Origin of the sequence: Paraburkholderia sediminicola, from assembly GCF_902859805.1 — a bacterium.
GTDB lineage: Bacteria > Pseudomonadota > Gammaproteobacteria > Burkholderiales > Burkholderiaceae > Paraburkholderia > Paraburkholderia sediminicola.
Window position 1 is genome coordinate 64,958 of record NZ_CADIKC010000006.1, and the last position, 17,050, is coordinate 82,007.

15 protein-coding genes and 1 other RNA gene are annotated in these 17,050 nt (G+C 62.8%); 13 read left to right on the forward strand and 3 right to left on the reverse strand.

All coding sequences use genetic code 11. From position 1 onward, the window contains the following. Nucleotides 1–149 precede the first annotated feature (149 nt). Both rho and trxA read right to left on the reverse strand, forming a co-directional pair. Nucleotides 150–1,418, reverse strand: a complete 1,269-nt coding sequence (rho, locus tag R8871_RS21310) for a transcription termination factor Rho (RefSeq protein WP_006048863.1) — start codon at nucleotides 1,416–1,418, stop codon at nucleotides 150–152. Nucleotides 1,419–1,654: 236 nt separating this feature from the next. Next, nucleotides 1,655–1,981 (reverse strand): thioredoxin TrxA, encoded by a 327-nt coding sequence (gene trxA, locus R8871_RS21315; protein WP_054039468.1) that lies wholly within the window; start codon nucleotides 1,979–1,981, stop codon nucleotides 1,655–1,657. A 444-nt stretch (nucleotides 1,982–2,425) separates the two neighbouring features. Between trxA and ffs the strand changes: the two genes are divergently transcribed. The 8 genes from ffs to R8871_RS21355 all read left to right on the forward strand — a co-directional run bounded on the left by ffs (nucleotide 2,426) and on the right by R8871_RS21355 (nucleotide 11,074). Then, nucleotides 2,426–2,524: signal recognition particle sRNA small type (gene ffs, locus R8871_RS21320), an RNA gene on the forward strand. Between the two features lie 206 nt (nucleotides 2,525–2,730). Continuing rightward, nucleotides 2,731–5,478, forward strand: coding sequence for a DNA polymerase III subunit gamma/tau (gene dnaX / locus R8871_RS21325; protein ID WP_175052243.1), 2,748 nt, complete (start codon nucleotides 2,731–2,733; stop codon nucleotides 5,476–5,478). 63 nt (nucleotides 5,479–5,541) lie between these two features. Then, nucleotides 5,542–5,868 carry a YbaB/EbfC family nucleoid-associated protein gene (locus R8871_RS21330; RefSeq protein WP_007182071.1) on the forward strand — a complete coding sequence of 109 codons (327 nt, stop codon included), beginning with the start codon at nucleotides 5,542–5,544 and terminating at the stop codon, nucleotides 5,866–5,868. 284 nt (nucleotides 5,869–6,152) lie between these two features. After that, entirely contained in the window at nucleotides 6,153–6,749 is a 597-nt protein-coding gene (gene recR, locus R8871_RS21335) for a recombination mediator RecR (protein WP_063496327.1), read from the forward strand. 122 nt (nucleotides 6,750–6,871) lie between these two features. Beyond that, nucleotides 6,872–8,110 (forward strand): CaiB/BaiF CoA transferase family protein, encoded by a 1,239-nt coding sequence (locus R8871_RS21340; protein ID WP_175052244.1) that lies wholly within the window; start codon nucleotides 6,872–6,874, stop codon nucleotides 8,108–8,110. 46 nt (nucleotides 8,111–8,156) lie between these two features. Further along, nucleotides 8,157–9,194 carry an ABC transporter substrate-binding protein gene (locus R8871_RS21345; protein WP_175052245.1) on the forward strand — a complete coding sequence of 346 codons (1,038 nt, stop codon included), beginning with the start codon at nucleotides 8,157–8,159 and terminating at the stop codon, nucleotides 9,192–9,194. Nucleotides 9,195–9,303: 109 nt separating this feature from the next. Beyond that, the gene (locus R8871_RS21350) at nucleotides 9,304–10,116 is read left to right on the forward strand and encodes an ABC transporter ATP-binding protein (RefSeq protein ID WP_175052246.1); all 813 of its coding nucleotides are present in this window, start codon (nucleotides 9,304–9,306) and stop codon (nucleotides 10,114–10,116) included. 133 nt (nucleotides 10,117–10,249) lie between these two features. Then, nucleotides 10,250–11,074, forward strand: a complete 825-nt coding sequence (locus R8871_RS21355; protein ID WP_093632649.1) for an ABC transporter permease — start codon at nucleotides 10,250–10,252, stop codon at nucleotides 11,072–11,074. A gap of 105 nt (nucleotides 11,075–11,179) precedes the next feature. Here R8871_RS21355 and R8871_RS21360 read toward each other — a convergent pair whose 3' ends face one another. Next, a complete protein-coding gene (locus R8871_RS21360; protein ID WP_175052247.1) occupies nucleotides 11,180–12,154 on the reverse strand; it encodes an NADPH:quinone oxidoreductase family protein in 975 nt (324 codons plus the stop codon). Between the two features lie 201 nt (nucleotides 12,155–12,355). On the opposite strand from R8871_RS21360, the gene surE reads away from it, so the two are divergent. From surE to R8871_RS21385, 5 genes are read left to right on the forward strand one after another with little or no spacing between them, the layout of a single operon-like run. Then, nucleotides 12,356–13,114, forward strand: a complete 759-nt coding sequence (surE, locus tag R8871_RS21365) for a 5'/3'-nucleotidase SurE (RefSeq protein ID WP_175052248.1) — start codon at nucleotides 12,356–12,358, stop codon at nucleotides 13,112–13,114. Next, the gene (locus R8871_RS21370; protein WP_175052249.1) at nucleotides 13,111–14,214 is read left to right on the forward strand and encodes a protein-L-isoaspartate(D-aspartate) O-methyltransferase; all 1,104 of its coding nucleotides are present in this window, start codon (nucleotides 13,111–13,113) and stop codon (nucleotides 14,212–14,214) included. Before surE ends, R8871_RS21370 begins: the two co-directional genes overlap by 4 nt. A gap of 5 nt (nucleotides 14,215–14,219) precedes the next feature. Further along, the gene (locus tag R8871_RS21375; RefSeq protein ID WP_175052250.1) at nucleotides 14,220–15,146 is read left to right on the forward strand and encodes a peptidoglycan DD-metalloendopeptidase family protein; all 927 of its coding nucleotides are present in this window, start codon (nucleotides 14,220–14,222) and stop codon (nucleotides 15,144–15,146) included. Nucleotides 15,147–15,157: 11 nt separating this feature from the next. Next, entirely contained in the window at nucleotides 15,158–16,228 is a 1,071-nt protein-coding gene (gene rpoS, locus R8871_RS21380; protein WP_054039479.1) for an RNA polymerase sigma factor RpoS, read from the forward strand. A 4-nt stretch (nucleotides 16,229–16,232) separates the two neighbouring features. Then, nucleotides 16,233–17,009 carry a 3'-5' exonuclease gene (locus R8871_RS21385; RefSeq protein ID WP_175052251.1) on the forward strand — a complete coding sequence of 259 codons (777 nt, stop codon included), beginning with the start codon at nucleotides 16,233–16,235 and terminating at the stop codon, nucleotides 17,007–17,009. The last annotated feature ends 41 nt before the right edge of the window (nucleotides 17,010–17,050 follow it).

Genomic DNA, 17,050 nt, shown 5'->3' on the forward strand with positions numbered 1-17,050 from the left:
ATGTTGGCAGGGTCGACCGCATTTGAATGCGCGCGGTGCCTGTGTGTCATTGCAGGTGCTACGGACGAAAAAAAGCCGCTCGTTTGCGGCGAGCGGCTTTCTTGTGCGGTGCGGTTGGTTACTTCTGGTGCAGCCTTGAGGCTTAAGCCTTAGCTGCCGCCGCCACGACGCATCATGTCGAAGAACTCGGAGTTGCTCTTCGTCTGGCGAATCTTGTCGAGCAGGAATTCCATCGACTCGACTTCGTCCATGTCGTGAATGAACTTGCGCAGCACCCAGATCTTTTGCAGCACTTCGGGCTTGATCAGCAGTTCTTCACGGCGCGTGCCGGACTTGTTCAGATTGATCGACGGATAGACGCGCTTTTCAGCCAGGCGACGCTCCAGGTGCACTTCCATGTTGCCAGTGCCCTTGAACTCTTCGTAGATCACGTCGTCCATGCGGCTGCCGGTTTCGATCAGCGCGGTACCGATGATGGTCAGCGAACCGCCTTCCTCGATATTGCGCGCAGCGCCGAAGAAGCGCTTCGGACGTTGCAGCGCGTTCGCGTCGACACCACCCGTCAGCACCTTGCCCGAGGCCGGCACGACGGTGTTGTACGCACGCGCGAGACGCGTGATCGAGTCGAGCAGAATCACCACGTCGTTCTTCATTTCGACGAGGCGCTTGGCTTTTTCGATCACCATTTCAGCAACTTGTACGTGACGCGCGGCCGGTTCGTCGAACGTGGAGGCGATCACTTCGCCCGCCACCGAACGCTGCATTTCGGTCACTTCTTCCGGGCGTTCGTCGATCAGCAGCACGAACAGCACGACATCCGGATGGTTCTGCTTAATCGCGTGCGCAATGTGCTGCAGCATCACGGTCTTACCGGACTTCGGCGACGCAACCAGCAGGCCGCGCTGGCCCTTGCCGATCGGCGCGATCATGTCGATGATGCGGCCCGTGACGTTTTCTTCGCCACGCATTTCACGTTCGAGCAGCAGCACCTTGTTCGGGTGCAGCGGCGTCAGGTTTTCGAACATGATCTTGTGCTTCGAGGCTTCCGGCGGCTGGCCGTTGACCTTGTCCACCTTGACCAGCGCGAAATAGCGTTCGCCGTCTTTCGGCGTGCGCACTTCGCCTTCGATCGTGTCACCCGTGTGCAGGTTGAAGCGGCGGATTTGCGACGGGCTGATGTAAATATCGTCCGTGCTGGCGAGATACGAGGTTTCCGGCGAACGCAGGAAGCCGAAGCCGTCCGGCAGCACTTCGAGCGTGCCGTCGCCGAAGATCGTGTCGCCCGTTTTGGCTCGTTTTTTTAGAATGGCAAACATCAATTCCTGCTTGCGCAGGCGGTTTGCACTTTCGATCTCGAGGCCATTGGCCATCTCGATCAATTCGGACACGTGCAGAGTCTTAAGCTCGGATAAATGCATACGGAGAACCCGCAGGAGAAGGTGCGACGAAATGAAATCTGGGAGGAGAGTGAGCGGAACCGCTCAAGGACTTACACGTCTTTTCGACGTTTTGCGGATTCTAGCATAGCACACGCCAATTTCCGTCAGTACGACGGTTTGGCATCTTTCTTATTAGGCGTGTTGTCGCGGGACAACACGCCTATGGCAGCGCGCCTGGAGGTCCCGAGGGCCTCGCGCGCGCCGATGCGACCGTTTTACAGGTTGCCGTCGAGGAACGCGGTGAGTTGCGACTTCGACAATGCGCCGACCTTCTGCGCGGCGACAGCGCCGTTCTTGAAGAGGATCAGCGTGGGGATGCCACGCACGCCGAACTTGACCGGCGTCGATTGATGTTCGTCGACATTGATCTTGGCGATTTGCAGGCGATCGGCGTAATCCTTCGCGACTTCGTCGAGGATCGGCGCGATCATCTTGCACGGACCGCACCATTCAGCCCAGAAATCGAGCAGCACGGGTTTATCGGATTTCACGACGTCCTGTTCGAACGATGCGTCGCTAATATGCTTGATTGATTCGCTCATTGTATGAATACCTCTATCGGTTCGAGGCCCGCCTGAATTGCTCGCCACGATACGTCAAAATCTAGGGAAACTTCCGTTCGCTTTGCCGCAATCGGAGCCTTGCCTGCGTACGCCTGAAATGGTCAAAAAAACCATTCTGAAATGCGCGGAAAGCTCGCGTCTGCGGGTCATCCGTACCGGAGTTTAGCTTAATTCGCTATGCGTTGCCGGTGGTGATAGTACTCATCAAGGGCAGTGGGGCCAACGGCTGCCGGTGAAGCACCGCTACGTTCTGATAACCGCGACGCAGCTTATCTGGTGGCGGGCAGCGCAAACTCAAGTGACCCGAACGCCTCATTCGAGGGTAGTGTCTATATGGTACGAAGCGCGTGATTCGGCGCGTCGATGTCGGTTTGGTCGTATTAACAGTCGCGCGACGGGCCAAGCGATGATAGAATGTTTCGTGACGGGCCTCCTCGCATGGAGGGATGGTCAACCTGGTCAGGTCGGGAACGAAGCAGCCACAGCCGTTTTCCACCAGTGCCGAGGGTCAGGCTCGTCACCTTCCTTTTTTCTGTTGTTCCTCTGCCGTACGTCCCATCTTCGGTTTACCCCAAGCGCTGTCGCCCAGACGCCGCAGTGGCATTTCTTGCGCGCTTCATCTATTTTTTTCTATCGGTCCGTTAGCCTGTTTCAATGAAGCGGCAACACGCGTTCGCGCGCCGTCTCGAATCGGTTTTGCGCGCCATCGTTACTGATACAATTTCCGGATGACCTATCAAGTTCTCGCACGCAAATGGCGGCCGAAGGATTTCGCTTCGCTCGTCGGACAGGAGCACGTGGTGCGCGCGCTCACGCACGCGCTCGACGGTGGCCGTCTGCATCATGCCTATCTGTTTACGGGTACCCGCGGCGTCGGTAAAACCACGCTGTCGCGCATCTTTGCCAAGGCGCTGAATTGCGAAACCGGCGTGACCTCCACGCCGTGCGGCGTGTGCCGCGCGTGCCGCGAGATCGATGAAGGCCGCTTTGTCGATTATGTCGAGATGGACGCGGCGAGTAACCGCGGCGTCGACGAAATGGCGGCGCTGCTGGAGCGAGCGGTCTACGCCCCGGTCGACGCGCGCTTCAAGGTCTACATGATCGACGAAGTGCACATGCTGACCAACCACGCGTTCAACGCGATGTTGAAGACGCTGGAAGAGCCGCCTTCGCACGTCAAATTCATTCTTGCTACCACCGATCCGCAGAAGATTCCGGTCACGGTGCTGTCGCGCTGTCTGCAGTTCAATCTGAAGCAGATGCCGGCCGGGCACATCGTGTCGCATCTCGAGCACATTCTCGGCGAAGAGAAGGTGCCGTTTGACGCCCAGGCATTGCGCCTACTCGCGCGCGCGGCCGACGGCTCGATGCGCGACGCGCTCTCGCTGACCGATCAGGCGATTGCCTATTCCGCCAATCAGGTGAATGAAGAAGCGGTGCGCGGCATGCTCGGCGCACTCGATCAAAGCTATCTGATTCGCCTGCTCGACGCGCTGGCCGATGGCGACGGCGCCGCCGTGCTGTCGGTTGCGGACGAGATGGCGTTGCGCAGTCTGTCGTTTTCGACGGCGTTGCAGGATCTGGCGAGCCTGTTGCACCGAATCGCGTGGGCGCAGTTCGCGCCGTCGTCGGTGTTGGACGAATGGCCTGAAGCGGGCGATCTGCGTCGTTTCGCAGAAGCGTTGAGCGCCGAGCAGGTGCAGTTGTTCTATCAGATCGCGACGATCGGCCGAAGCGAACTGGGTCTCGCGCCCGACGAATACGCTGGTTTCACGATGACGCTGTTGCGCATGCTGGCGTTCGAGCCCGCGCCCACCGGTGGTGGCGGCGCGGCTGCGGCGCGAGCGGCTGGGCCGGCGGGGGCAGGTGGCGCTAAACGCACCGGCTCGCCGGCGGTCGCTGAGCAGCAGGCCGTGGCGTCGTCGCGTGCGGTTGAAGCAGCGGCTACCGTGCCGGTGCGTTCGGCAAATCCCGTGGCAGAAGCGAAGCCTGCGATGCCGGATGCGCGGCACGTAGGGTCGGCGGAGCCTGCTGAAAGTGTTGATGCGCCGAAACCAGCTATTGGTGAAGCGCCGATTGTTTCCAGGTCTGCCTCTTCGCCCGCTTCTGCCGAAGCGAGCGCGGCACCTGCGCCCGCGGCGGCTAACGTCATCGCCTCGCCGGCTTTAGCGCCGTGGCAGGAAGAGGCGTCCGCCGAACCGGTTCTGAGCGAACCGGCGCCTGTACCTGCGGACACGGGCGCGGCCCAAGCGGCCCCGATGCCTGAGGCGATGTCCTCGGCGTCAGCGACCGAAGCGATCGCAGCAACAGAAGTAGCGGCTGTGCTGCCCTCAGCACCGGCGACCGAATCGGCCGCAGCGACCGAAGCGACCGCAGCAACCGCAGCAACCAAAGCAGCAACTGCACCGGCCTTGGCACCGTGGGACGACGCGCCCACCGAGCCAGCCTGGAGCGAAGCACCTGCCGCCGCCGCGCCTCAGGAATCGGCTCCCGCTTCTCAGCTCGCTGCCCCAGCCGCTGCCGCGTCCGCACGGGCGGAAGAGGCCGCACCCGCAAGAGCATCGCAAGAATCGCCGCCCGCGGCGGACATCCCGCCGCGTCGCGCAGGTGGTGCGAGCGACGCGCTCAACGTATTGCGCAGCGCCGGCCTGAAAGTGTCGTCCGACCGTGGCCGCGCTACGGCGGCAGCTTCCGCCGCCAAGCCCGCAGCAACCCCAGCCACGCCGAAGCCTGCCGCGCCCCGCGTGGTCGTCAACGTGCCGACGCCGGGCGCCCCGCGCCGCGCGCCGCAACAGGACGCCGCGCCGGCCGCCGCACGTGCGCCGTCGCCGCAAGCTCAGGAGCAGAACGGCTCGTCGGGCGCGCCGTGGGACGACATGCCGCCCGATGAATACATGCCGCTCACGGCAGCGGACGAGGGCTATTACGGCCTGCCGGATGACAACTACGTGCCGGTGTTCGACAGCGGACCCGACGACGTCCGCGTGAACGCCACGCCTGCAGCGACCCCCGCACCAGTGATCGACAAGCGGCCTTTGCCGCCGGCCGTGCCGCTCGATCCGTTAGGTTTCCAGGGCGACTGGCCCGCGCTCGCCGTCGACCTGCCGCTCAAGGGCATTTCGTATCAGCTCGCGTTCAACAGCGAACTGATGGCGCTCGAAGGCAGCACGCTGAAGCTGAACGTGCCGGTGCCGCAGTACGCGGAAGCCTCGCAGGTCGCTAAACTGAAAGTCGCGCTCGCGGAAAAGCTCGGCCAGAACGTCGACGTACTGGTCGAAGTCGGCCCGGCGCGCCGCACGGCGGCCGCACACGACGCCGCCATGCGCGCCCAGCGCCAGCAGGAAGCGGAGCGCGAAATCGGCGCCGATCCGTTCGTGCAGTCGCTGATTCGCGAGTTCGGCGCGAGCATCGTGCCCGGCTCGATTCGCCCGATTACGCAGGACGCCGGCCCGAACGGCGCGCCGTCCGCTCACTGATTCGCCGCGCCGTGCGGCGCACCCGATTTTTCGGATTTCACGCTTTCAAGAAGGAGCATGTCCATGATGAAAGGCCAACTCGCCGGGCTGATGAAGCAGGCCCAGCAGATGCAGGAAAACATGAAGAAGATGCAGGAGCAGCTTGCGTTGATCGAAGTCGAAGGACAGTCGGGCGCCGGTCTCGTCAAGGTGACGATGACCTGCAAGAACGACGTGCGCCGCGTATCGATCGATCCGAGCCTGCTCGCCGACGACAAGGACATGCTGGAAGACCTGGTCGCTGCTGCGTTCAACGATGCCGTGCGCAAGGCCGAAGCCACTGCTCAGGAAAAGATGGGCGGTATGACCTCCGGTCTGCCGCTGCCGCCGGGCTTCAAGCTGCCGTTCTGAGCGACGTCGCTGCAAGAAGGGGCTCATGCCGCGGCTTTGAGCGCGGCGTGAGTTGAATACGCGAGCCGGGCTCGTTCCAATACCTGCTCAGTTCGCAGTTCCCGGTGCGTGCAGGTTTGCATCGATGCAGTTCAGTTCAGTTCGATCGTCGGGCATGCCTGACCGACAGGTTGTCGAGCTGATAGCAGCAACCAGAAGCAACCGCGTCGCCACCCGCATACCGGGCCATACCGGGCCATACCGGGCCATATCAGGCAACACCCACTTCGACACCGCCGATCCGCATGAAACAACCTTCCGCCTTGTCGGCGCTCGTCGAAGCACTGCGCGTGCTCCCCGGTGTCGGGCCTAAATCCGCGCAACGCATGGCGTACCACCTGATGCAGCACGATCGCGACGGCGCCGAGAAGCTCGGCCGTTCGTTGCTGTTCGCGACTGAACATCTGCAGCACTGCGAGAAGTGCAACACCTTTACCGAAGCGCAGATCTGCGAAGTCTGCCTCGATGAAGAGCGCGATCCCGCGTTGTTGTGCGTCGTCGAGACGCCCGCCGACCAGATCATGCTCGAACAGACGATGACCTATCGCGGCCTCTATTTCGTGCTGATGGGGCGGCTCAGTCCGCTCGACGGCATCGGCCCGAAGGAGATCCATTTTGACCGCCTGGTTAAGCGCGCGTCGGATGGCATCGTCAAGGAAGTCGTGCTCGCAACCAATTTCACGAACGAAGGCGAGGCTACCGCGCATTACCTCGGGCAGACGCTCAAGGCGCGCGGCCTTGCCGTGACGCGCCTCGCGCGCGGCGTACCGGTGGGCGGCGAACTCGAGTATGTCGACGCCGGTACGATCGCCCGCGCGATGCTCGACCGGCGCTCGATGTAGCACGACGTGACCGGCCGCGGCATGCCGCGGCGCCTGCAATTCCTGAGTGCGCCAGGCGGCATCGCTTCGCAACGCCTCCAGCCGCGCCGCGCCAAGGCAAGCACAGAACACAGAGGAGACACATGAGCGTCAATCCCGATCCCACCGCCAACGCCACCGCCACGCCGAAAGGCCCGCTCGCCGGCGTCAAGGTGCTCGAGCTCGGCACGCTGATCGCCGGCCCGTTCGCCGCGCGCTTTCTCGGCGAGTTCGGCGCCGACGTCATCAAGATCGAAGATCCCAAAGGCGGTGACCCATTGCGCAAATGGCGCAAGCTTTATCCGGAGGTCGGCGGCACGTCGCTATGGTGGGCCGTTCAGGCGCGCAACAAGAAATCCGTCACGATCAATCTGAAAGCCGAAGAGGGCAAGGAGATCGTGCGGCGTCTGGCGAAAGAGGCTGACATCGTTGTCGAGAATTTCCGACCGGGCTTGCTGGAGAAGCTCGGGCTCGGTTATGACGTTCTGTCGGCGGAGAACCCCGGGCTCGTGATGGTGCGTCTGTCCGGCTACGGCCAGACCGGGCCCTATCGCGACCGGCCTGGATTCGGCGCGATCGCCGAATCCATGGGCGGCTTGCGCCACATCACCGGCTATCCGGATTTGCCCCCGCCGCGCATCGGCATTTCGATCGGCGATTCGATTGCCGCGCTGCATGGCGTGATCGGCGCGTTGATGGCCTTGCATCACAAACAGGTGAATGGCGGCAAAGGGCAGGTCGTCGACGTCGCGCTGTACGAAGCGGTCTTCAACATGATGGAGAGCGTGGTGCCCGAATACGGCGTGTACGGCATGGTGCGTGAGCGCACCGGTGCGTCGCTGCCGGGGATCGTGCCGTCGAACACCTATCCGTGCCGCGATGGCAGCATCGTCATTGGCGGCAATAGCGATCCGATCTTCAAGCGCCTGATGATCGCTATCGAACGCGAAGACCTGGCGAACGATCCAGCGCTCGCGCACAACGACGGCCGCGTGCCGCGTACCCAGGAAATCGACGGCGCGATCGCCGCATGGCTCGCCACGCGCACCATCGACGAAGCGCTCGCCGTGCTGAATGCCGCGGACGTGCCGGTCGGCCGGATTTACAGCGTCGCGGACATGTTCACCGATCCGCAATACATGGCGCGGCAGATGATTCAACGCTTCAAATGGCAGGACGGTCAGGAAATCACACTGCCGTCGGTGACGCCGAAGCTCTCGGAAACCCCCGGCGAGACGCGCTGGTTAGGCCCGGAACTGGGTGAACATACCGATGAAGTCCTTCAATCACTAGGTTATGATTCTGACCACATTGCAAGGTTGCATGCGCAACAGATTGTGTGATTGAGCGCGCGGCAAAAAGACAACAAAAGTTCGGAGACTAGAGACCATGCAACGCAGAACCTTCCTCGCGGGTACCGCTGCGCTCGCCGGCGCCACGTTCGCCGCCGCGCCGCTCGCTTTCGCACAGGGCAAGCCCGAAACCAGCAAGGTGGCGATCGCCGTCGGCGGCAAGAACCTGTTCTATTACTTGCCGCTCACGATTGCCGAGCGCCGAAACTACTTCAAGGACGAAGGACTCGACGTCGAAATTTCGGATTTCGCCGGCGGCTCGCAAGCGCTGAAGGCGGCCGTGGGCGGCAGTGCGGATGTCGTCTCCGGCGCCTTCGAACACACCTTGCTGTTGCAGGCGCAAAAGCAGTCGTTCCGCGAATTCGTCCTGCAAGGCCGTGCCCCGCAGATCGTGCTCGCGGTGTCGAAGAAGGCGATGCCGAACTACAAGTCGATCGCCGATCTGAAAGGCAAGAAAATCGGCGTGACCGCGCCGGGTTCGTCGACCTCGATCATGGCGAGTTTCGTGCTGGCGAAAGCCGGGCTGACTGCGAAAGACGTTTCGTTTATCGGCGTGGGCGCAGGGGCTGGCGCGATTGCCGCGCTGCAGTCGGGCCAGATTGACGCCATCGCCAATCTTGACCCGGTGATGACCAAGCTCGAACGCACCGGCGAGATTCGCGTCGTGTCGGACACGCGTACGTTGGCCGATACGCGCAGCGTGTTCGGCGGCGACATGCCGGCGGGGTGTCTGTACGCGTCGCAGAGCTTCATCACGAAGAATCCGAACACCACGCAGGCGCTGACCAATGCAATGGTGCGCGCCCTCAAGTGGCTGCAAACGGCGACCGGCAGCGAGCTGATCAATACCGTGCCGGAAGGCTATCTGCTCGGCGACCGCGCGGTGTACCTGGACGCGTGGCAGCACGTGAAGGAGGCCATGTCGCCGGACGGTCTGATGCCCGCCGACGGCCCGGCCACGTCGCTGAAAACCCTGCAGGCGTTCGATGCGAACGTGCAGGGCAAGCCGATCGATTTGTCGAAGACGTGGACCAACGACTTCGTCAAGAAAGCGCTGGCGACGGTCAAGGCCTGAGTAGCGTCAGTCAGTAGGGGGCGAAGGACGGTACGTGCCGCATTCGCCTCGACCACCGTCGTCATGACGACATGACAAACCGAAATCGATCTTCGAAGCGAGTCGAACGATGACCGTTGCCGCCCTGGCGCTCGACAACATCACCTGCACCTTTGCCGCGCGCGATAACCGCGCGCAGCGCTATACCGCGGTGAAGGACACGACCTTGCGCATCGCGCCGGGCGAATTCGTCTCGGTGGTCGGCCCGACCGGTTGCGGCAAATCCACTTTGCTGAACGTCGGCGCGGGTTTGCTGGAGCCGTCGTCGGGAACGGTCAGTGTGTTCGGCGAACCGCTCAAGGGCATCAACCGGCGCGCCGGCTACATGTTCCAGGCCGACGCGCTGATGCCGTGGCGCTCGGCTATCGACAACGTGATGGCCGGGCTCTCATTTCACGGCGTGCCACTGGCCGAAGCGCGCAGCAAAGCCGACGAGTGGTTGAAGCGGGTCGGCCTCGGCGGTTTCGGCGATCGCTATCCGCATCAACTGTCGGGCGGCATGCGCAAGCGCGTCGCGATGGCGCAGACGCTGATTCTCGATCCGGACATCATCCTGATGGACGAGCCGTTTTCCGCGCTCGATATCCAGACGCGTCAGCTGATGGAAAACGAGTTGCTCGACCTGTGGGCGGCCAAACGCAAAGCGGTGCTGTTCATCACGCACGATCTCGACGAAGCGATCTCGATGTCCGACCGCGTGGTGGTGCTGTCGGCGGGGCCAGGCACGCATCCGATCGGCGAATTCACCATCGATCTGCCGCGTCCGCGCGATGTCGCCGAAATTCGTGCGCATCCGCGTTTCGTCGAGTTGCATGCACAGATCTGGAGCGTGCTGCGCGATGAGGTGCTCAAGGGTTATCAGCAGCAACTTACGGCTGTATAAGCGGGGCGCGCAGTTGTGTCGTTGCGTTGCGAAGTTGCGTTGTGAAGTGGCGGCGCGTACGGAAATCCGTAGTTAAGTCCTGTTTGTTGCGTCCTGTATTGGCGTCGATCAATCGTCTAAGGCAAACCGAGTCATGTGGAAGACGTTGCGCCCGAACCGGGCGAACCTGGTGATCTGGCAGTGGCTGCTGCTCGTGCTGTGCTTCGTGCTCTGGTACGTGCTGACCAGTCCGACCTTGCTGCCGGCGTTCTATTTCGACGACCCGAACAAGGCCGCGTTCTTCTTCGGCGAGCCGCAGAAGGTGCTGCAACGCATCTGGGAGTGGTTCACGGGCGGCGAAATCTATCTGCACCTGTGGATCACGCTGGTCGAAACGGTGCTCGCATTCGTGCTCGGCACCGCGCTCGGGCTCGGCGTCGGTCTGTGGCTTGCGCTGTCGCCGCTCGCGAGCGCGCTATTCGATCCGTACATCAAGGCCGCCAACTCGATGCCCCGCGTGATTCTTGCGCCGATCTTCGGCGTGTGGTTTGGCCTCGGCATCTGGTCGAAGGTGGCGCTGGGCGTCACGCTGGTGTTCTTTATCGTGTTCTTCAACGTCTACCAGGGCGTGAAGGAAGTGAGCCCGGTCGTGCTTGCCAACGCGCGCATGCTCGGCGCGAATCGCAAGCAGTTGCTGCGGTTTGTCTATCTGCCAAGTGCGATGAGCTGGGTGTTTTCGAGCCTGCACACGTCGGTGGGCCTCGCGTTCGTCGGTTCGGTGGTGGGGGAGTATCTCGGCTCGGCGCGCGGCGTCGGCTATCTGATTCTGCAAGCCGAAGGCACCTTCGATATCAATACTGTGTTCGCCGGGATTCTGGTGTTGACCGCGTTCGCGCTGATTCTCGACGCCATCGTCGGGATTGGCGAGCGGCGGCTGATGAAGTGGCAGCCGAAGTCGGGTGATACGGAAAAGCTGTAGCTGCGCCTTCCTGAAAGCTCAACAAAAACGGCGTGCGGTTTTTTGGACCGCACGCCGTTTTCCGTTTCTTGACACTCAAGGAGTGGCTGCGTCAGCGCACGGCGCCTAAGGCGTAATCACGATCTTCCCGATCACCCGGCGCTCCGCCATATCGCGCAACGCGCGGCCGGTGTCTTCGAGCGAATAGCGTTCCGACACATAGGGCTTGAGCTTGCCCGCGCCGATCCAGCCTGTCATCTGCTCGAACGCCGCGTGATTGTGTTGCGGCTCGCGTTTCGCAAAGTCGCCCCAAAACACGCCGACCAGACTCGCGCCTTTGAGCAGCGTCAGGTTGAGCGGCAACTTCGGAATCTCGCCGTTCGCAAAGCCGACCACCAGATAACGCCCGCGCCAGCCGATGCTGCGAAACGCCGGTTCCGCATACACACCGCCGACCGGATCGTAGATCACGTCCGGACCCTTGCCGTCGGTCAGCGCCTTGATGCGTTCGCGCAGATCTTCGGTGCTGTAGTTGATGGTGGCGTCCGCGCCATGCTTCACGCAGGTGGCGAGCTTCTCGTCGGTCGACGCCGCCGCGATCACGCGCGCGCCGAGCGCCTTGCCGATCTCGACCGCAGCGAGCCCGACACCGCCCGCCGCGCCCAACACCAGCATCGTCTCGCCGGCCTTCAACTGGCCGCGATCGACCACCGCATGATGCGACGTGCCATAGGCGAGCGTGAACGCGGCGGCCAGTTCGAAGTCGACGCCGTCCGCCAGCGGCACGCACGCCGCGACCGGCGCCAGCGCCTGCTCGGCAAAGCCGCCCGAGCCGGTGAACGCGACCACCCGCGAGCCCGGCTTGAACTGCGTCACACCGGCGCCGACCGCGCGCACGACGCCCGCGACTTCCGAGCCGGGCGTGAAGGGCAGGGGCGGTTTGAACTGATATTTGTTCTCGATGATCAGCACGTCGGGAAAATTGACGGCCGCGGCCTTGACGTCGATCACGACGTGGCCTGGCGGCGGCTCGAGGTCAGGCAGATTTTCGACGACCAGGCTCTCCGGCGGTCCATATTGATTACAGCGAATCGCGCGCATCGTGTCTCCATATCGATCAGGGGTTCGCAACTATTCTGAGTGTAAAACAATCCGCACGACCGTGCGTTTTTATTGTTTGAGGCCGGTTCGTGCGCGGTCAATACGCATCGGCGCGGGGCCTGGCGCGTGCGCTTTGCATGCGATGCGCGCATGGCCTGCCGTGTCGTTCGCGTGCCTTCTTTCCTCGGTTACAATCGCCGGATGCGAATCCTACTCAGCAATGACGACGGTTATCTGGCGCCCGGCCTTGCCGCGCTTTACGAAGCGCTCAAGCCGATCGCGGACGTCACCGTGATGGCCCCCGAGCAGAACTGCAGCGGCGCGTCCAATTCCTTGACGCTGTCGCGTCCGCTTTCGGTGCTGCGCTCGGCCAACGGTTTCTACTATGTGAACGGCACGCCAACCGATTCGGTGCACATTGCACTGACGGGTATGCTGGACCACACGCCGGACCTGGTTGTTTCGGGCATCAACAACGGCCAGAACATGGGCGAAGACACGCTCTATTCGGGCACCGTCGCCGCCGCCACCGAAGGCATCATGTTCGGCGTACCGGCCATCGCTTTCTCGCTGGTCGACAAAGACTGGGTGCATCTCGAAGACGCTGCGCGCGTGGCCGCCGAGATCGTCGCGCACTACCTCGCGCAGCCGTTGCCGGGGCATCCGCTTCTGAACGTCAATATTCCGAACCTGCCGTACGATCAACTCGACGGCTGGCATATCACGCGTCTTGGCAAGCGGCACCCGTCGCAACCGGTGATCCGCCAGACCAACCCGCGCGGCGAACCGATCTACTGGATCGGCCCGTCGGGCAGCGCGCGTGACGCGAGCGAAGGCACCGATTTCCACGCTGTCGCCAATGGCCAGGTGTCGATCACGCCGTTGCAGCTCGACCTGACCCACACGCAAATGCTGCCCGCAGCGCGCGATTGGGCGCGCGCCGGCAGCGGCGCTTCATGACGAGCGAGCGCGCAAAGCGCTTTCCGCTCGGTCTCGAGGACCTGGTGCGCGAGCCGCGCCGGCCCGAAGGGCGTCCGGGCGAAGTGCGCGCAGCGGCACTTGCCGCGAGCGCGGCGCTGAACGCACGCCAGCAACCGGCGAAGAATTCGCCGCTCGGCTCTGTGGGGAAGACCCAGGCGAAGTCGCCGGCGAGGGCGCAGACGCAAGCGCAAGCGACATCGCAAGCAAAGCCGCAGGCGAAGGCGCCGATCAAGGCGCCGGTGAACTCGACGCTGAAACCGCCTGTCAGTGCCCAGGCCAAGCCGCAAACCAAACTGCAGGCCAAACCGCACGCAACAACCGTCGCGCAAGGTTCGCCTGCGCGCGCTACGCCAAAACCGGCGCCGGTGAACAAGCCCACCGCCAAACTCAACGAGCGCGCCGCTGTGCCGAACGTCGCATTGAACGGCGCTTTGGCGCTGACTTCGGAACGGGTTCGCGAACGGATGGTCGAACGCCTGCGTGCGAATGGCGTGACCGATCAGCGCGTGTTGAATGCGATGTCGGTGGTGCCGCGCCACATGTTCGTCGACCCGGGCCTCGCGGCCCAGGCCTACGAAGATGCCGCGTTACCGATCGGCCATCACCAGACGATCTCCAAGCCCTCTGTGGTCGCGCGGATGATCGAACTGGCGGCTGCGGGCCGCGCGTTGAACAACGTGCTCGAAATCGGCACCGGTTGCGGCTATCAGGCGGCGGTGCTGAGCCAGGTCGCGCGCGATGTTTACTCGATCGAACGCATCAAGCCGCTGTCCGAACGCGCGAAGACAAACTTGCGTCCGCTGCGCATTCCGAACATCCGGCTGCACTACGGCGATGGCCGCCTCGGGCTGCCGTCGGCGGCGCCGTTCGACGCGATCGTGATCGCCGCAGCCGGACTCGATGTACCGCAAGCATTACTTGAACAACTCGCGATCGGCGGCCGTCTGGTCGCGCCGGTCGGCTCGCAGGAAGGCCAGAACCAGGTGCTGACTCTGGTCGAACGTCTCGGACCCGCGCAGTGGCGCGAGTCGCGGCTTGATCGCGTTTTCTTTGTACCCTTAAAATCCGGAGTGATTTGACACCGATGAGTATGTTGCGCGCGATGCAAAGAACCAGACTGACTATCCCTATGACCGTAACCCAGCGTAGCGTGTGCGTGCTCGCCTTGTCCCTGTTGATGTCGGCCTGTGCGACCCGCCTCGATCAGGCGCCGGTCGTCGACCGTTCCGGCAGCGGTGCGCTCGGCACGCAAGCCGCGCAACAGCCGGCCGTGCCGCTCGGACCGCCGCCGCCGGGCTACTACCGCGTGAAGCCGGGCGATACGCTGTATCGGATCGCGTTGGAGAACGGGCAGAACTACCGCGACATTTCGACGTGGAACAATCTCACCAACCCGAATCAGATCGAAGTCGATCAGTTGCTGCGCGTCGTGCCGCCGGGCGCGAACACCGCCGCACTGACGCCGGGTGTGTCGACGGCGCCGATCGGCGGCGGTGGCGCGGTGCAGAGCGCACCGCTTGGCAGTACGCCGCCGGCAGCTGGCGTCGCGGCGCCGCCGATCTATGGTTCGGGTGCGAACAACGCGTCGCTAACGCCGCCGGCCAACCCGGGTGCAGCGAGCGACTCGAGCGCCGGCGCATCCGGCAACGTGGCGTTCTCGTGGCCGGTACGCGGACCGATGCTCGGCACGTTCAACGATTCGACCAACAAGGGTATTAATATCGGCGGCGCGGCTGGCGATCCGGTTAAGGCTTCGGCGGATGGACGCGTGGTTTATGCAGGAAATGGGCTGCGTGGTTACGGCAATCTCATTATCATCAAGCATGATGCAACTTATCTCACGGCGTATGCACACAACCGCGCTTTGATGGTAAAAGAGGGAGATGCGGTAACCAAAGGGCAGAAGATCGCCGAGATGGGCAATAGCGATTCCGACCGCGTGATGTTGCATTTCGAAGTTCGCCGCCAGGGTAAACCTGTCGACCCACTGAAGTATTTGCCGCCGCAATAAGCGATACGACCATGCCGAAATCGAAGCGCCGCCTGCCGCAAGCCGAGTCTGAGACGATTAGCCGCGTCACGCCCGCTTCGGTGGAGGAAAGCGGCGCTTCGGAAGTCGAAGAAGAGATCGCAGAGGAACGCGATCTCGACGAACGTCAGGGCGGCGCGGAGGAACCCAGCGAGGCCCGCGAAGTCCCTGCCGACGCAGACGACTTCCGCGCGCTTCTACAAGCCGAGCTGACGGCCGACACGATTCAGCACTACCTGAACCGCATCAGCGTCAAGCCGCTCCTGACTGTCGAGGAGGAGCAGAAGTATTCGCGTCTGGCGAAGGCGGGCGAGTTCGAAGCGCGGCAAGTGATGATCGAGCGCAATTTGCGGCTCGTCGTCAGCATCGCAAAGGGTTATCTGAACCGCGGCGTGCCGCTGCTCGATCTGATCGAAGAGGGCAATCTCGGCCTGATGCACGCCATCGAGAAATTCGATCCTACGCGCGGCTTCCGTTTCTCGACGTACGCCACATGGTGGATTCGCCAAAGCATCGAGCGCGCGATCATGAACCAGGCGCGCACGGTGCGTTTGCCGGTGCACGTGATCCGTGAGCTCAATCAGGTGCTGCGCGCGAAGCGCCATCTGGAAAAGAATTCGATGAATTCCGGTGAGGCCGCCGAGCGTCGCGACGCCAGCATCGACGACATTGCCTATCTGACCGGCAAGACCACCGACGAAGTTACCGACATTCTCGCGCTGAACGAGCACACCGCGTCGCTTGACGCGCCACTCGATCTCGACCCGGCGAGCAGTCTGCTCGACCTGCTGTCCGACGACCAAAGCCAGTCGCCGGACGCCGAAGTGCAGCACCGCGAGCTGGAAACGCTCACGCGTGCGTGGCTCGCGCGGCTGTCGGACAAGCATCGTCATGTGATCGAGCGCCGCTTCGGGCTCAACCATATCGAGCCCGCCACGCTCGAAGAGCTGGCCGACGAAATGGGCCTCACGCGCGAGCGTGTGCGCCAGATCCAACAGGAAGCGCTGGTGCGGCTCAAGCGCTTCTTTGCCTCCAACGGTGTTCGGAAGGACGCCGTTCTATAACCTGATGACACCGATTCTTGTTTTCGACATCGAGACGATTCCCGATGTCGCCGGCATTCGCCGCCTCGAAGATCTACCCGCCACGCTGAGCGACGCCGAAGTCGCCGAGCACTCTTTTGCGGCGCGCCGCGAAAAGACCGGCAGCGATTTCCTGCCGCACCACCTGCAGCGGATCGCCGCCATTTCCTGTGTGTTCCGCGACAACAACGGTTTCCGCGTGCGCTCGCTCGGCACGCTGGAAGACGGCGAAGCCGCGCTCGTGCAGTCGTTTTATCGCGTGATCGAAAAGTACACGCCGCAGCTCGTGTCGTGGAACGGCGGCGGGTTCGACCTGCCGGTGCTGAACTACCGTGCGCTGGTCAACGGCATTCCCGCCTCACGTTTCTGGGACCTCGGCGAGGACGACCGCGAGTTCAAGTGGAACAACTACATCAGCCGATATCACGCGCGTCACACCGATCTGATGGACGTGCTGGCGATGTATCAGGCGCGCGCCAACGCACCGCTCGACGCGCTCGCCAAGATGTGCGGCTTTCCGGGCAAGATGGGCATGGACGGCAGCCAGGTGTGGAATGCTTACCAGGAAGGCCGCATCGAGGAAATCCGCAACTATTGCGAGACCGACGTCGTCAATACGTACCTGCTGTATTGCCGCTTCCAGCTGATCCGCGGCGCGTTTTCGGCCGAAGAGTATGCTGACGAGATCAACCTGGTCAAGAATGCGCTGGCGCTGGAGGCGGCGCCGCAATGGGCCGAGTATCTGGCCGCATTCGATCAGTGAGCGGCTTGCTTATCGGTCTTGTCGTTCTTGTCGTAACGAAA

Excerpts from the sequence above, each read along its gene's own strand:
- surE (WP_175052248.1), top strand. The coding sequence starts at position 12,356 with ATGCGAATCCTACTCAGCAATGACGACGGTTATCTGGCGCCCGGCCTT.
- R8871_RS21355 (WP_093632649.1), top strand. The coding sequence starts at position 10,250 with ATGTGGAAGACGTTGCGCCCGAACCGGGCGAACCTGGTGATCTGGCAG.
- R8871_RS21385 (WP_175052251.1), top strand. The coding sequence starts at position 16,233 with ATGACACCGATTCTTGTTTTCGACATCGAGACGATTCCCGATGTCGCC.
- R8871_RS21340 (WP_175052244.1), top strand. The coding sequence starts at position 6,872 with ATGAGCGTCAATCCCGATCCCACCGCCAACGCCACCGCCACGCCGAAA.
- recR (WP_063496327.1), top strand. The coding sequence starts at position 6,153 with ATGAAACAACCTTCCGCCTTGTCGGCGCTCGTCGAAGCACTGCGCGTG.
- rho (WP_006048863.1), bottom strand. The coding sequence starts at position 1,418 with ATGCATTTATCCGAGCTTAAGACTCTGCACGTGTCCGAATTGATCGAG.
- R8871_RS21370 (WP_175052249.1), top strand. The coding sequence starts at position 13,111 with ATGACGAGCGAGCGCGCAAAGCGCTTTCCGCTCGGTCTCGAGGACCTG.
- R8871_RS21350 (WP_175052246.1), top strand. The coding sequence starts at position 9,304 with ATGACCGTTGCCGCCCTGGCGCTCGACAACATCACCTGCACCTTTGCC.
- R8871_RS21360 (WP_175052247.1), bottom strand. The coding sequence starts at position 12,154 with ATGCGCGCGATTCGCTGTAATCAATATGGACCGCCGGAGAGCCTGGTC.
- trxA (WP_054039468.1), bottom strand. The coding sequence starts at position 1,981 with ATGAGCGAATCAATCAAGCATATTAGCGACGCATCGTTCGAACAGGAC.
- rpoS (WP_054039479.1), top strand. The coding sequence starts at position 15,158 with ATGCCGAAATCGAAGCGCCGCCTGCCGCAAGCCGAGTCTGAGACGATT.
- R8871_RS21330 (WP_007182071.1), top strand. The coding sequence starts at position 5,542 with ATGATGAAAGGCCAACTCGCCGGGCTGATGAAGCAGGCCCAGCAGATG.
- R8871_RS21375 (WP_175052250.1), top strand. The coding sequence starts at position 14,220 with ATGAGTATGTTGCGCGCGATGCAAAGAACCAGACTGACTATCCCTATG.
- R8871_RS21345 (WP_175052245.1), top strand. The coding sequence starts at position 8,157 with ATGCAACGCAGAACCTTCCTCGCGGGTACCGCTGCGCTCGCCGGCGCC.
- dnaX (WP_175052243.1), top strand. The coding sequence starts at position 2,731 with ATGACCTATCAAGTTCTCGCACGCAAATGGCGGCCGAAGGATTTCGCT.